The sequence below is a fragment of the Frigoribacterium sp. SL97 genome, assembly GCF_026625765.1.
Taxonomy (GTDB): domain Bacteria; phylum Actinomycetota; class Actinomycetes; order Actinomycetales; family Microbacteriaceae; genus Frigoribacterium.
In genome coordinates, this window is record NZ_CP113062.1 from 1,069,144 (window position 1) to 1,083,225 (window position 14,082).

The window sequence follows — 14,082 nt, forward strand, 5'->3', positions numbered from 1 at the left end:
GGTACAGGGTGGCGGATGGCGGTGCCGAGGACGCGACCCGCGCCTCCTGCGTCCTACCGGCGGGGGCGCCGCCCGCCGCGGCCCTGGCCCACGGTCGGGATCGACGTCGTGACGACCGCCACCGACGAGGTGATGACCGCGAGCGACGAGGTCGACAGGGTCGCCTGCGCGTGACCGGTCAGCGGGAACCCGCGTCGGCCCGCCACGATCACGACGAGGCTGATCGCGACGATGGCCGCGGCGGCGAACGGCACCGTGGCGAGGCCCGACATGCCGTAGACCTGCCCGCCGATCGCGGCACCGGCGGCGATGCCGACGTTCGAGCCGGCGTTGATCAGCGCGCCCGCGATGTCGGGGCTGACCCCGCCGGTGCGGATCGCGGCCGCCATGAAGAGCGTCCCGGTCGTGCCGTTGGCGGCCATCCACAGCCCCGCGACGACGAAGGTGCCGACGAGCGAACCGTGCACGAACGGCAGGGCCGCGAGGGCGCCGATCATCACCGCGACCGCGACGATCAGCGTCTGCCGGGGTGCCCGGTCGACGAACGCGCCGGCCGCGAGCAGGCCGACCACGCCCGTGCCGCCGAGCACGAGCAGGGCGCCGCCGACGAGGTCCTCGCCGAGGCCGGCCCCGGTCAGGTACGGGCCGATGAACGTGTAGACGACGTAGTGGCCGGCGAAGAGCATGAGGTCGGCCACGACCACGGCGAGCAGCCCCGAGCGTGCCCACGAGCGGACCGAGCCGACGTGCGGCGACGACTCGCCCTGGACGTGCGGCAGGAACAGCGCGGCCACGACGGCCAGCACCGCGGTGGCGACGGCGACCGCGCCCACGGCGGGACGCCAGCCGAGCTGGTCGCCGACCGTCGTCGCGAGCGGCACGCCGACGACGAAGCCCAGCGAGCTGCCCGAGTAGACGAAGGCGATGGCGCGGCCCGCCAGGCGCGGCGGCACGATGCGCGTCGCGTAGGCCGAGGCCACCGAGAAGAACAGGGCGTGCGCGATGCCACCGACCACGCGGCCGGTCAGCAGCACGCCGAAGCTCGGGGCGAGCGCGACCATCAGGTTCGAGGCCGTGTAGCCGACCAGGGTCGTGACGAGCACGGCCTTGCGGGGGAAGCGTGCGGTGGCCCAGGTGAGGGGCAGGGCCAACGCGGCGACGGCCACGGCGTACACCGTGACGACGACGCCCATGCGCGCCTCACTGACGCCGAGGTCGGTGCTCATGGTCGAGAGGAGGCCGACCGGGCTCAGTTCGGTGGTGATCGCGAAGAACGTCGCGAGGCCGAGCACGGCGATGCCGACGACGCCCGAGGGGGTCAGGCGGTGCGGCTGGGGCGTGGGGCGGGTGTCGCGCGGATGCGTCGACGACGAGCGCGGGGGAGGTGCGGCGGCGGGCGTGCGCACGGCGGGCGTGCTCGAGGTCTGGGGCGGGCGCTGAAGGGTGTCGGTCACGGGAATGCCTCCGGGCCCGGGGCGCGTGCGCACGACGATCATCTCGTCGGGGGCATCGTGGACCTCGGCGGCCGACTCGTGGTCGACCCCGGTCTGCACGATGCAGCACACTCGTCGCGGGCCATGCTGCTGGCGGGTGGATTGGGGGGATTGCCACTCCACGACGAGGGCGCTCCTCCAGTGTGACATGCCACCCCCGGGGGCTCGCAAGGCCCCCGAACGAGAAACCGAACGACGTTCGCTCGCGGCGAGCGAACCGGGCGGCGATCCGGCGTCCGGCCGGATTCCCGGACCGGATCTCGAGACCGGTCGGGGACGAGGAGGCGCGGGTGGCGTGCCCGCGTCCCGTCACCGCGCGTACCCTGGTCGCCATGAGCACCGACGCCGCCCCCGACCGCATCCTGATGTTCGGCGCCGAGTGGTGCCGTGACTGCCGCCGCTCGAAGGCGCTGCTCGACCGTGAGGGCGTGGCCTACGACTACGTCGACCTCGAGGCCGTCGCCGACGGTGCCGACCGCGCCTACGCCGTCAGCGGTCGCACGCAGATCCCCGTCGTGGTCTTCCCCGACGGCAGCCACCTGGTCGAGCCGACCGACGCCGAGCTCGCCGCCAAGCTCTAGCGCGGCACCGCGGCACCGCGGCACCGCGGCACGCGCCGACCCTCCACCGCGCCACGAAGTGAACAACCCGCCACGCGAACGTGTGGCGGGTCGTTCACTTCGTGGCGGGATGCCCGGCGACGCGCTCGTACGTCGTGAGCGCGTCGTACGACTTCGCCGGCCCGCGCACCGTCCACCGCTCCTCGAACGACGTCGGCGAGAGCACGAGGGTCTCGACCAGGTAGGCGTCCGGGGCGCAGGGGTGGTGCGCCTCCCAGGCCCCCGACCGTAGGTCGAGGTCGACGAAGTGCCGGCCGTCGGCGAAGCGCACGTCGAGCGACCCGTCACCCCGGGCCGCGTAGCCGAGCCGCCGGGTGGCGGGTGTCCGCCGGTCGGCCACGACCAGCACGCCGGCCTCGTCGTACGTCGCCACGAGGTCGGAGCCCGCCCGCGCCTCCTCGATCGTGGCTGTCCCGTCGAACCGGGCGTGCTCGCCGGTGCGGTGGTCGTCGATCTCGCGCGTGACGGACCACCGGCCGAGCAGCAGCGCCAGCGTCTCAGCCGGCATGTCGATCGACGACCACGGAGAACCCCTCTCAGGCGGTCCCCCTCGACGACCGCGGGAGGACACCCGATCTTCGCGCACGGCCGTCGACGGACCAAGTCGCGGTGGCGTGGCGGCGTGGTGCCGCGCGCTCGTGACACACCACACCGCGTTTCGTGCACCGCACCCCGACTAGTGGTGGTGCGGTGGACGAAACGCGGTGCAGTGCGAGCGGGTGCCTAGTGGCGGGTAGGGTCGTCCGAGTCCTTGGCGACCGTGACCTTCTCGCCGTCGACCTCGTCGCGCTTGGCCTTCTGGGCGTCGCCGCGGGTCTTGGCGAGGCTGGCGATCGTGGCCACGGTGATGGTCGCGCCGATGAAGAGCAGCGAGAACCAGATCGGGATCTCGGGCACCCACAGCAGCGGTTCGCCGCCGTTGATGAACGGCACCTCGTTGACGTGAAGGGCGTGGAAGACGAGCTTGACGCCGATGAACGCGAGGATGATCGCGAGGCCCTGCGACAGGTACACGAGGCGCTCGAGCAGCCCGCCGATCAAGAAGTAGAGCTGGCGCAGACCCATCAGGGCGAAGGCGTTGGCCGTGAAGACGATGTACGCCTCGTTGGTCAGGCCGTAGATCGCGGGGATCGAGTCGAGGGCGAAGACCAGGTCGACGAAGCCGATCGCGATCACGCAGAGCAGCAGCGGCGTCACGAAGCGCTTGCCGCCCTTCTTGACGGTGAACTTGTCCTCGTGGAACTCGTCATCGACGGGCAGGACGCGGCGGGCGATCTTGACGAAGGCGTTGTCGGCCGCGTTGCCGCCGTGGTCGCCCTTGATCTGCTGGTAGGCCAGCACGAAGAGCAGGGCGCCGAAGAGGTAGAAGACCCACGAGAAGTTCTCGATCAGCGCGGCGCCGGCGGCGATGAAGCCCGCACGCATGATGAGCGCGATGACGATGCCGATCATCAGCACCTTCTGCTGGTACATGCGCGGCACGGCGAACCCGGTCATGATCAGCAGGAAGACGAACAGGTTGTCGATCGACAACGCCTTCTCGGTGAGGTAGCCGGCGAAGTACTCGCCGCCGAAGCCCCAGCCGCTCACGAAGCCGATGCCGACGCCGAACAGCAGCGCGAGGCCGATGTAGAACGCCGACCAGCGGGCGGACTCGCCGATCGTCGGCTCGTGCGGCTTGCGCACGTGGGTGAAGAACTCGAACACGAAGAACGCGATGGTGACGGCGATCGTGATGAGCCAGGTGGTCAGTGAGACGTCCACGGGGATGCTCCGGGTGGGTCGGGCTGATGAGGCGGGTCGGGCTGAGCGGCGCGAACGGCCGGACAGCGGAGAAGGCTCGTGACGAGCGGAAAGGCTCCTGAGACGACGGTACGTGGGGGTCCGCTGGGGGCGTGCCCTCAAGCGACCGTGACAGTGCTGAGAAGCTGCAGTGCGTGCAAGGCCCGCACCCGCGTCACCGGGGCGGCCGATGCCCCGGCCGGCACCGAGGCAGGAGGCGCCCCGGCTACGACCGGGGCGGCCGATGCCCCGGCCGGCACCGAGGCAGGAGGCGCCCCGGCTACGACCGGGACGGCAGGTGCACCCCGGCGAGCATGCAGCGCACGGACCCGCCGGCGAGCTCGATCGTCGGCACCTCGAGCGGCAGTGGCCGGGCGTGCCGCGACACGGTGCGGCGTTGCGACGGGGTGAGGGACGCCCATCCTCGTGCCGAGATCGCCAGCACGGGCCCGTCGGCCCCCGCCAGTTCGAGCGCGTTGCCCGCGAACTCGCCGAGCTGGGCGCGGGTCAGGGCGACCACCTCGCGTCCGGAGGCCGACAGGCGCTCGACCACGCGCCTCCGTTCGCTCGGGGACGCGATCGACTCGAGACCGACCAGGGCGAACCGCGACGCCACGCTCATCATGACGTTCGTGTGGTAGATCGGCACGCCCGTCGCGTCGGTCGCGGTGAAGGTCACGGGCTCGTAGCCGAGGTCGGAGCAGACCAGGGCGACGGCAGCCCGTTCGGCCCGGTGCGAGAGCGCGACGTAGGCGACGCGCCCGACGTGGTCGAGGACGAGCGCCCCGGTGCCCTCGACGACGATCCCGCGCCGTTCGAGCGGGGAACGGTCGAGCACCTCGGTGACGCGGTACCGGTCGCGCAGCAGGTCGACGACGTCCGTGCGTCGCTCGCCCCGACGGTTGGGCGAGTGCATCGGGTAGAGCACCACCCGGCCGTCGTCGTGGGTCGAGAACCAGTTGTTCGGGAACACCCCGTCGGGCCGGTCGGTCCGCTCGTCGTCGACGAGGTGCACCGTGACGCCCGCCGCGCGCAGTGCCTCGGCCGCCCGGGTCACCTCGTCGAACGCGCGCGCCGCGAGCTGGGCCCGGGTCGCGTCGACCTCGGCCGGGTCGGTCTGGAACGCGTTGTCGGCCGCGGTCTGCGGGTTCGGCGTGAAGTGGTGCGGCCGCACCATCACGACCGCGGCGGGCGACTGGAGGGCCGTCCGCGCCTCCTCGTCGGCGCTTCGGGTGCGCGAGGAGGCGCGGAGTGCGGGGACGCCGGCGGCGTCACCACGGCGGTCGCCGGGGACGAGGAGGCGAGGGGCGGGGGAGCGACGGTCGTCACGACGGTCTCGGCGCGGCTTCTGCGGTGGGTGCGGTCCGGGGCGGTCGGGGACTCAGGCGCCGACGGGTCGGCGGGCGGCGACGAGGCCGAACAGGTCCTTCGGGTCGTCGGGGTCGGCGACGAGGTCGATCTCGACGGCGTAGTCGGTGCCGACGACGTCCTGTCGGAGGTACTTCAGGGCGCACACGTCCTCGATGGCGAAGCCGACCGAGTCGAAGATCGTGATCTGCTCGTCGCTCGTGCGCCCGGGGCGCTGCCCGGCGACGACCTGCCACAGCTCGGTGACGGCGAAGTCGGCCGGCTGGTGCTGGATCTCGCCCTCGACGCGGGTCTGCTCGGGGTACTCGACGAAGACGTCGGCCCGGCGCAGCGTCGCGGGGTCGAGCTCGGTCTTGCCCGGGCAGTCGCCGCCGATCGCGTTGACGTGGACGCCGGGGCGGACGGCCTCGTCGGGCAGGACGACCGCGTTCTGCTTGTCGGCCGTGCAGGTCGTGATCACGTCGGCGCCGTCGGCCGCCTCACCGGGGCTCGCGCAGACCGTGATGTCGAAGCCGAGCGGTTCGAGGTTGCGGACGAACTTCGCCGTGGCGCCGGGGTCGACGTCGAACACGCGGACCGTGTCGAGCCCGAGGGTCGAGCGCATCGCGAGGGCCTGGAACTCGGCCTGCGAGCCGGCGCCGATCAGGGCGAGCACGCGCGAGTCGGCCCGGGCGAGACGCTTGGCGGCCATCGCGCTCGTGGCGGCGGTCCGCAGCGCGGTGAGGATCGTCATCTCGGCGAGGAAGGTCGGGTAGCCCGTGTCGACGTCGGCGAGCACGCCGAACGCGGTGACGGTCTGGTAGCCGCGGCCCGGGTTCGACGGGTGGCCGTTGACGTACTTGAAGCCGTAGGTCTCGCTGTCGCTGGCCGGCATCAGCTCGATGACGCCGATGGGGCTGTGGGAGGCGACGCGGGGCGACTTGTCGAAGGCGGGCCACCGGGCGAAGTCGCGCTCGAGGGCGGTCACCATGCCGCTGGTGATCGGGCCGACCCCGCGGTCGGTGACCCATCGGATCATGTTCTGCACGTCCACGAAGCGCACCACGGCGACCTCCTCCTGCTCGGCCCGGCTCGGTCGTCGCGTCCGGGTGGCACCACGTTAGGACTGGGCGATGTGCAGCCACAATCACCATCGAGCGCCATTCCGCACGCCCGATCACCCGTTGTGCGCGGTCGTGCTGTACGTTTCGATCCATGGCGGATCTCGACGAACTCGACCGGCGCCTCCTGGCGGCCCTGCGGGTCGACGCGCGCGAGTCGGCGGCGAGCCTCGCGCGGCGGTTGGGCGTGACGCGGGCGACGATCACCTCACGGCTCGACCGACTCGAGGCGTCGGGAACGGTGCTCGGCTACACCGTGCGGGTGCGCGAGGCCGACGATCCCGACCTCATCCGTGCGATCGGCTTCATCGAGATCGAGGGGCGGTCGACCGACCACGTCATCCGGCAGCTGCGCGGGTTCCCCGAGGTGGCGTCGCTCCACACGACGAACGGCGGCTGGGACCTCGTCGCCGAGCTGCGCACGTCGTCGCTCGGCGAGTTCGACCGCGTGCTCGCCCGCATCCGCAGCGTCGAGGGCGTCGTCAACAGCGAGACCAGCCTGCTGCTCAGCTCCGTCCTCCGCTGACCGGCACCTGCGCGGCGCCGCCGTCCTCGGTCGGGTCGCACCAGGGGTGCTCAGGCCGCGCCGCGCCTCCCGGCGACGATGGTCTTCAGGGCCTCGTCGAGATGCGGGTGGACGAACTCGTACCCGCCGTCGATAAGGCGCTCGGGCAGCACCCACCGGCTCTTGAGCACGAGCTCGGTCTCGGTGCGGAGCACGGCCGTGCCGAGCTCGAGCATCCAGCGCCAGGCCGGCAGGCCGAACGGCACGCCCAGCACGCGGCGGAGGGTGCGCATCACGGTGCGGTTGTCGCTCGGGTTCGGGGACGACAGGTTGAGCGGGCCCTCGACGGACGAGTCCTCACGGGCGAACCGGATCGCCCCGAGCACGTCGTCGACGTGGATCCAGCTGAACTTCTGCCGTCCACCGCCGCGACCCTCGTGGTGGTACGTGCCGGCCGCGAGCCGCGCCCGGGTGGCCGGCCACGGTCCGTCGAACTGCGGCCCGCCGAGGCCGACCCGCACCAGGTTCATCAGGGGGACGAGGGCGCTGCCGTCGCCCAGCACGATGGCCATGCGCAGGGCGACGCGGCGGGTGGCGGGCAGCTCGCCCGAGAAGAACTCGGCCTCCCACGCGGTGGCCACGTCGACCGAGAACCCCGACCCGATCTCGCCGTCCGACTCGGTCATCGGGCGGTCCTCGGCGTGGCGGTAGATCGTCGCCGTCGACGAGTTCATCCAGACCCGAGGAGGCGCGGCGCACGCGAGCACCGCCTCCTTCAGTTCGCGCGTGGTCTCGACGCGCGAGCGCACGATCTCGGCGCGGTTCTCCGGGCCGTAGCGGCAGTTCACGCTCTTCCCCGCGAGGTTGACGAGCAGGTCGGCGCCCTCGAGCAGGGCGGTGATGCCGGCGGTGTCACCCCACGACGCGTCGGGCCCGTGGCGGCCGATCAGGCTGACGCGGGCACCCTCGGCGCGGAACGCGGCCGCGAGGTGCTGCCCGATGAAGCCGCTGGCTCCGGCGAGGACGATGTGGTCGGTCATGGGCTCAAACTAGGGGACCGGACGGTCTCCGTCGGCGCGGTCCCTCGACGTCGAGAAGTCCTCACCTGTGGGACGCCGGTTAGCCTCGTCGGCATGAGCCATCCCCTCGTGACCGCCGCCGAGCTCGACGCCACCCTGACGGGCGGGGGAGTCGTGCGCCTGCTCGACGTCCGGTGGCGGCTCGACCGGCCGGACGGCCGCCCCGCCTTCCGCGAGGGGCACCTGCCCGGCGCCGTCTACGTCGACCTCGACTCCGAGCTCGCCCGTCACGGCGAACCCGTCGAGGGGCGTCATCCGCTGCCCGACCGGGCCGACCTGCAGGCCGCCGCCCGGCGGTGGGGACTCCGCGACGGGGACGCCGTCGTCGTGTACGACGACCTCGGCGGGCAGTCCGCGGCCCGCGCGTGGTGGCTGTTGCGGGCCTCGGGCGTCGCCGACGTGCGTCTGCTCGACGGCGGGCTCGCGGCCTGGACCGACGCGGGCCTGCCCCTCGAGCGGGGCGACGCCGACGTGGTGCCCGGCGACGTCACCCTCGGCGACGATCCGTGGCCCGTGATCGACGCCGACGAGGCGTCCGCGTGGCCCTCCACGGGCGTGCTGGTCTACAGCCGGGCCGCCGAGCGCTACCGCGGCGACGTCGAACCGGTCGACCCGCGGGCCGGTCACGTCCCGGGCGCCGTCAACCTGCCCACGGCGGGCAACCTCGACCCGTCGGGCCGCTTCGTCGACGCCGCCGCGCTGCGGACCCGGTTCGAGGAGGCGGGGGTCACTCCGGCGACGCCGGTGGCCGTCTACTGCGGGTCGGGCATCACGGCGGCCCACAACGCCCTGGCCGCGACGATCGCCGGGTTCGACCCCGTGCTCTTCGCCGGGTCGTGGAGCGCCTGGTCGAACGACCCGTCGCGACCCGTCGCCACCGGCGACCGCCCCGACTGAGTCGCGCCCGGGTCGCCGGGGCGCGGTCCGTCAGTCGGCGTGACCCGGTTCGGGCACGGTCGTCCGATCGTCGACCACCGCGTCGACGGCGGTTCGTCGCAGGTCGTCGATCGCGTTCATCGCCGCGCCCTTCTGGCGATGGCCCTCGGAGGAGGCGATGACCACGCCGTTGCCGGTGGTGAGGGCGAAGCGGTAATCGCCCGAGGCGTCCTGGGTGACGACGAAGGTGCCTGCCATGGGGTCCCCTTGCACGAAGTGGTGCACGCGCTCTGCGTGGCGACAGCATAGGGCCGCACCCCGGGCGGGAGGCCACGCGCGTCGCGGAGTCGGGTGGCGCCTCCCGCGGGTCGGCCACCGGCGACCACTTGACATGTGAAATTCCAACTGTCACACTGTGTGAGTCGGTGCGGCCGCCCGCGAGTCTCGTCCCCCCTCCGAGACCGGGCGGCCGCACCGGTCCGTCTCGGTCGCGCACCGAGCACACGAGAGCGCCCGACCCCGGATGGCAGTCGCGGGGTCGGGCGCTCTCGTCGTCCCGGGCGGTGGCCGCGGGTCTCGGGTGCCGGGTCAGTCGGCCAGCAGGACCGCCATGGCGCCCTTCAGGGCCTCGCGGTCGCGGCGCAGCTTGGCGACCTCCGCCTCGAGCTCGGCGACGCGTTCGGCCGTGGCAGCCGACCCCGAGCCCGGGGGGCGACCTCGGCGCGGGGCCGCGGTGGTCGACGGGGCGGGCTCGTCGTCGTCCGAGGTGACGTCGAGTTCCCTCTCGACCGCGTCGTCGGGTGCCGGCGTGGGGGCGGTCGCCCGCTCGTGGGCTCGGATCCAACCGCGCAGGGACTGCTCGCCGACCTCGAACTCGGACGCCGTCTCGCGGATGATCGACCGGTTGCCCGGCTCGGCCTCGCGACGCTCGAGCACCCGGGCGAGCGACTTCTCTCGCGTCTCGTCGCTGTACTTCTGTTCGAAAGGCATGTGCGCTCCTGGTGTCGAGACACGGTGTCGTGTCGGCTCATTGAATAGCCCCCGTGATGACCGTACTGTACGGTGACGTACGAGCGCACGGTTATGACGACAACTCACGTAACCGATCATGTCGCGCATGATGACGGATGGTGTAACACGACCGTCGATGGGCATCAGGTGTCGCCGATGCGTCCGCCGGCGCCGGGGTGGCGCCCCACGGCGACTCGCGGTGGAACCGCCCGTCCTCCGGGAGTTGTCGGGGCGGACCGCTTAAGGTGTCAGGGTGTGGCGAGCCGACAGACAGCATGACAACGACGACGACGAGAACGACTCCGTCGCCGTCCCGACCGGCGCGCCCACGGGCGTGATCACACCCCACGCCGTCAGCCTCGGGCACCCGGGGCAGTCCCTGGGCAACGTGGCCGAGCCCGTCTGGAACACCTGGCGCGAGTCCCTCCGCCGGGTGGGCGGCCCCTCCACGCTGCTGCACTTCGGCGACTCGCAGCGGTCCCGCATCGAGCTGAGCACGACCCACCCCGGTGGCCTCGCGCAGTTCATCACGGGCAAGACGACCCTGCTCTCCAGCCTGATCCGCGACGACCTCGCCCTGCGCACGGCCCGTGCCGCGGCCGGTGAGATCGCCGCCAAGGGGCTCGAGCTGAGCACGGTCCGCGGCATCGACGCCGTCCACCTGGCCATCGGCGTCGCCGCCTGGTCCTTCGCCGGAGAAGACTTCCGGGCGCCCGTGCTGCTGCGGCCGTTGGCGATCCGTCGCCACGGGCGTGACTTCGAGGTCAAGCTGCTCGGCGAGCCCTTCCTCAACCCGGCGTTGGTCGACGCGCTGCACGACCAGTTCGGCATCACGCTCGACGCCGAGTCCTTCGTCTCCCTCGCCAGCCGAGAGGGGTCGTTCACGCCCAACCCGGTCATCGACCGGCTCCGTGGGCTGACCGCCCACCTCGAGTGGTTCACGGTGCAGCCGCGCCTGGTCGTCTCGACCTTCACCGAGGTCTCGACCGAGATGGCCCTCGACGCCCGCGAGCTGGGGCACCCGGTGCTCGACGCGCTCGCCGGCAACCCGATGGCCATCCGTCAGGTCGAAGAGGCCTACCGCCCGACCACCGCCACGCCCCAGGACGAGCGCAGCCCCGAGACCGACACCCTGCTGCTCGACGCCGATCCCGAGCAAGAGAACGTCGTGGCCCAGATCGCCGCCGGCAACTCGGTCGTCGTCAAGACCCTGCCGGGCACCGGTGGCACGCAGACCATCGTCAACGCCGTCGGTCGTCTCGTGTCGCAGAACAAGCGCGTCCTCGTGGTCAGCGCCCGCCGGGCGACCCTGCGCGGCATCACCAGCCGTCTCGCCGAGGTCGGCCTGCCGGGCGTCGCCGTCAGCCCGACCACGCTGCGTCGTGACGTGATCCGGTCGATCTCCCGCAACGAGAAGGCCACCCACCCGCAGATGGGTGAGGTCGACGACGCCCTCGTGCGCCTCCGCAAGGTGCTCGTCGACTACCGCGGCGCCCTCAGCCGCCGGGACCCCGAACTCGGCGTCTCGGTGCTCGACTGCCTCACCGAGCTCTCGCGGCTGGCCCTGCTGCCCGCGGCCCCGGCGACCACCGCCCGCCTCAGCCGACGCAGCATCGCCGCCATGGTCGACGGTCGTGGCCGCGTCGCCGAGACGATGGTCGGTGCCGCCAACCTGGGCGAGTTCAAGTACGGCCCGGGCGACTCGCCCTGGTACGGCGCGCGCTTCACCGAGAGCGTCGGGGCCGGTGACGCGCACCAGCTCGCCAAGAACCTCCACCACCGCGACCTGCCGCGTCTGCTCGAGCGCGCCGAAGAGGTGATCGGCAGCACGCGCATGCGCCCGTTCGAGAGCGTCGCCGAGCTCGGCGTCTACCTGCGCCTGCTCACCGAGATCCGCGACACCCTCGACAAGTTCATGCCCGTCGTGTTCGACCGCTCGGTCGCCGAGCTCGTCGCCGCGACGGCGCCGAAGCGCGAGGCACCCGACATGTCGAGCGCCAACCGCCGTCGGCTCAAGAAGCTCGCCCGCGAGTACGTGCGACCCGGCGTCCACATCGCCGACCTGCACGGTGCGCTGCAGCGCATCCAGCAGCAACGCGTCGTCTGGCAGCGCTACGTGTCGGCGGGCACCCCGCCCGAGGTGCCGACGGGCATCGCCGACACGCACGTGCTGCACCAGCAGGTGTCGCAAGACCTCGAGCGCCTCGACGGCCCCCTCGGCCTGACGGGTGACGACGGGCTCACCGAGATCGGCATCGTCGAGTTGCAGCAACGACTCGAGGCCCTCGCCGCCGAGAGCGACGTCCTGCAGAACCTCCAAGAGCGCACCGAGCTCATGACGACCCTGCGCGACCTCGAACTGACCCCGCTCATCACCGACCTGGCCAACCGCCACGTGCCGGAGCACCAGGTCGCGGCCGAACTCGAGCTCGCCTGGTGGCGCTCGGCGCTGGAGTCGCTGCTCGAGGCCGACCGGGCCCTGCTCGGCGCCAACACCGCGATGCTCGACCGACTCGAGGCCGACTTCCGCCTCGTCGACGAGGCCCACGCCGCGGGCAGCGCCCAGTTGCTCGCGTGGCTCCTGGCCGAGAACTGGAAGATCGGGTTGGTGGACTGGCCCGACGAGGCGTCGGCGCTCAAGGGCCTGCTGCGTCAGGGCCACCTGACCGCTCGCCTGCTGCACGACGCGGCCCCGCACCTGTCGCGCGCCATCGCTCCCGTCTGGGTCGCGTCGCCGTACGAGGTCCACACCATCGCCGACACCGTGCCGTTCGACACGGTCGTGCTCGTCGACGCCGGGGCCACGACCCTGGCCGAGAACGTCGGGGCGATCCGTCGGGGCAAGCAGACGGTCGCGTTCGGCGACCCCGTGACCCAGACCCCGTCCGAGTTCGACATCGGCGTCGTGCCGGGCAAGCCGCCCGTCGACGCGGACGAAGAGGCCCTGGCCGCGTCGCACTCCGAGAGCGCCCTGGCGCGCCTCGCGACCCTGCTGCCCACGCTCTCCCTCACGCGCAGCTACCGTGCCGGCGGAGAAGACCTCGCCGAACTCGTCAACCGTCGTTTCTACGGCGGTCGCATCGAGTCCCTTCCCTGGGCGGGCAGCTTCCTCGGCCACGGCAGCATCGCGCTCGACTACGTCTCGGGCGGCACCGCCGTCCCCGATCCCGAGTCCGGCGCCGTCGAGAGCGTCGACGCCGAGGTCGACCGCGTCGTGTCCCTCGTCCTCGAACACGCCCGCACGCGCCCGAGCGAGTCGCTCATGGTGTTGACGGCGTCGGCCAAGCACGCCATCCGCGTCCAGCAGGCCGTGTTGACCGCCGTCTCGGGGCACAAGGACCTGACCGAGTTCGTCGTGGGCGACCGCAGCGAGCCGTTCATGATCGCCACCCTCGAGCAGAGCGTCGCGCAGAGCCGCGACCACGTCGTGTTCTCGATCGGCTACGGCCGCACCCCGCACGGCCGCGTGCTCAGCGACTTCGGGCCGCTCGGCCAGCCGGGTGGTGAGCGCCTGCTGGCCGTGGCCATGACGCGTGCGCGTCGTTCGATGGTCATCGTCACCTGCTTCCAGCCGGGTGACATCGACTCGAGTCGCATGGGCCACGGAACGGTCGCTCTCAGCGAGATCCTCACCGAGGTGCAGGCCAGGACGTCGGCCGAGCACGTCCCCGACGACAGCGAGCCCATGCTCGTCGACCTGGCCCGTCGGCTCGAGGTCAAGGGCATCCCCGTCGCGCTCGGGCACCGGGGCAAGCTCGGTCTCGTCGCCGCCCACGACGGCGTCTGCGTCACGATCGAGACCGACACGACGCTCTCGCGCACCAGCCTGCGCGAGTCGCTGCGCTCGCGTCCCGAGGTGCTGCGGCGGCTCGGCTGGCACTACATCCGCGTGCACGCGTTCCAGCTCTTCACCGATCCCGACGCCGTCGCCGAACGCGTCGCCGAGGTGCTCGGCATCGGTGACTCGCACACGCACGAGGTGCCGGCCCTGTCGGCCAGCCAGCACGTCAACCGTCGATGACCGCAGGAGGCGCGGCGTCCGAGGGCGACGCCCCTCACGCCCTCGAGGCGGCCGAGCCGAGCCCCCTGGTGGTGCGTCGGCGGTCCGGGCGTCGCGTGAGCACCGACCCGGTGCCGGGCAGCGACCCGACGCCCGCTCCCGAACCCGCTCGGCAGGGGTCCAGCGAGAACGACCAGCGACTGCGTGCCGACGTCCCGCCGCACTGGGGCTGAGTCGGCCCCGGGCGG

Annotated in this window: 13 protein-coding genes; 5 read left to right on the forward strand and 8 right to left on the reverse strand. The window is 72.4% G+C overall.

The window, feature by feature from the left end:
• Positions 1-53 precede the first annotated feature (53 nt).
• The gene (locus OVA02_RS05190; RefSeq protein WP_159827305.1) at positions 54-1,553 is read right to left on the reverse strand and encodes an MFS transporter; all 1,500 of its coding nucleotides are present in this window, start codon (positions 1,551-1,553) and stop codon (positions 54-56) included.
• Positions 1,554-1,825: 272 nt separating this feature from the next.
• Between OVA02_RS05190 and OVA02_RS05195 the strand changes: the two genes are divergently transcribed.
• Positions 1,826-2,074, forward strand: coding sequence for a glutaredoxin family protein (locus OVA02_RS05195; protein ID WP_267659376.1), 249 nt, complete (start codon positions 1,826-1,828; stop codon positions 2,072-2,074).
• Positions 2,075-2,168: 94 nt separating this feature from the next.
• Here OVA02_RS05195 and OVA02_RS05200 read toward each other — a convergent pair whose 3' ends face one another.
• The 4 genes from OVA02_RS05200 to OVA02_RS05215 all read right to left on the reverse strand — a co-directional run bounded on the left by OVA02_RS05200 (position 2,169) and on the right by OVA02_RS05215 (position 6,308).
• Complete coding sequence (locus OVA02_RS05200) at positions 2,169-2,621, reverse strand: DUF6314 family protein (RefSeq protein ID WP_267659377.1); 453 nt, start codon at positions 2,619-2,621, stop codon at positions 2,169-2,171.
• A 215-nt stretch (positions 2,622-2,836) separates the two neighbouring features.
• Entirely contained in the window at positions 2,837-3,877 is a 1,041-nt protein-coding gene (locus OVA02_RS05205) for a TerC family protein (protein ID WP_056049019.1), read from the reverse strand.
• A gap of 298 nt (positions 3,878-4,175) precedes the next feature.
• Positions 4,176-5,072, reverse strand: a complete 897-nt coding sequence (ctlX, locus tag OVA02_RS05210; protein ID WP_267659682.1) for a citrulline utilization hydrolase CtlX — start codon at positions 5,070-5,072, stop codon at positions 4,176-4,178.
• 204 nt (positions 5,073-5,276) lie between these two features.
• Positions 5,277-6,308: an ornithine cyclodeaminase gene (locus OVA02_RS05215; RefSeq protein ID WP_173153009.1), complete on the reverse strand. Its 1,032-nt coding sequence runs from the start codon at positions 6,306-6,308 to the stop codon at positions 5,277-5,279.
• Between the two features lie 149 nt (positions 6,309-6,457).
• Here OVA02_RS05215 and OVA02_RS05220 point away from each other — a divergent pair, with 149 nt between their 5' ends.
• On the forward strand, positions 6,458-6,889 hold the full coding sequence (locus OVA02_RS05220) for an Lrp/AsnC family transcriptional regulator (protein WP_056049014.1): 432 nt from the start codon (positions 6,458-6,460) through the stop codon (positions 6,887-6,889).
• 50 nt (positions 6,890-6,939) lie between these two features.
• Here the strand turns inward: OVA02_RS05220 and OVA02_RS05225 are convergent, their stop codons facing one another.
• Positions 6,940-7,908 (reverse strand): epimerase, encoded by a 969-nt coding sequence (locus tag OVA02_RS05225; RefSeq protein ID WP_267659379.1) that lies wholly within the window; start codon positions 7,906-7,908, stop codon positions 6,940-6,942.
• Between the two features lie 93 nt (positions 7,909-8,001).
• On the opposite strand from OVA02_RS05225, the gene OVA02_RS05230 reads away from it, so the two are divergent.
• Entirely contained in the window at positions 8,002-8,844 is an 843-nt protein-coding gene (locus OVA02_RS05230) for a sulfurtransferase (protein ID WP_267659380.1), read from the forward strand.
• 30 nt (positions 8,845-8,874) lie between these two features.
• On the opposite strand, the gene OVA02_RS05235 is transcribed toward OVA02_RS05230, so the two are convergent.
• Both OVA02_RS05235 and OVA02_RS05240 read right to left on the reverse strand, forming a co-directional pair.
• Positions 8,875-9,081, reverse strand: a complete 207-nt coding sequence (locus OVA02_RS05235) for a YegP family protein (protein WP_267659381.1) — start codon at positions 9,079-9,081, stop codon at positions 8,875-8,877.
• 330 nt (positions 9,082-9,411) lie between these two features.
• On the reverse strand, positions 9,412-9,813 hold the full coding sequence (locus OVA02_RS05240; RefSeq protein WP_056049005.1) for a hypothetical protein: 402 nt from the start codon (positions 9,811-9,813) through the stop codon (positions 9,412-9,414).
• 274 nt (positions 9,814-10,087) lie between these two features.
• On the opposite strand from OVA02_RS05240, the gene OVA02_RS05245 reads away from it, so the two are divergent.
• Both OVA02_RS05245 and OVA02_RS05250 read left to right on the forward strand, forming a co-directional pair.
• Positions 10,088-13,855, forward strand: a complete 3,768-nt coding sequence (locus OVA02_RS05245) for an AAA family ATPase (protein ID WP_159827284.1) — start codon at positions 10,088-10,090, stop codon at positions 13,853-13,855.
• Entirely contained in the window at positions 13,852-14,067 is a 216-nt protein-coding gene (locus OVA02_RS05250; protein ID WP_056048999.1) for a hypothetical protein, read from the forward strand. Before OVA02_RS05245 ends, OVA02_RS05250 begins: the two co-directional genes overlap by 4 nt.
• The last annotated feature ends 15 nt before the right edge of the window (positions 14,068-14,082 follow it).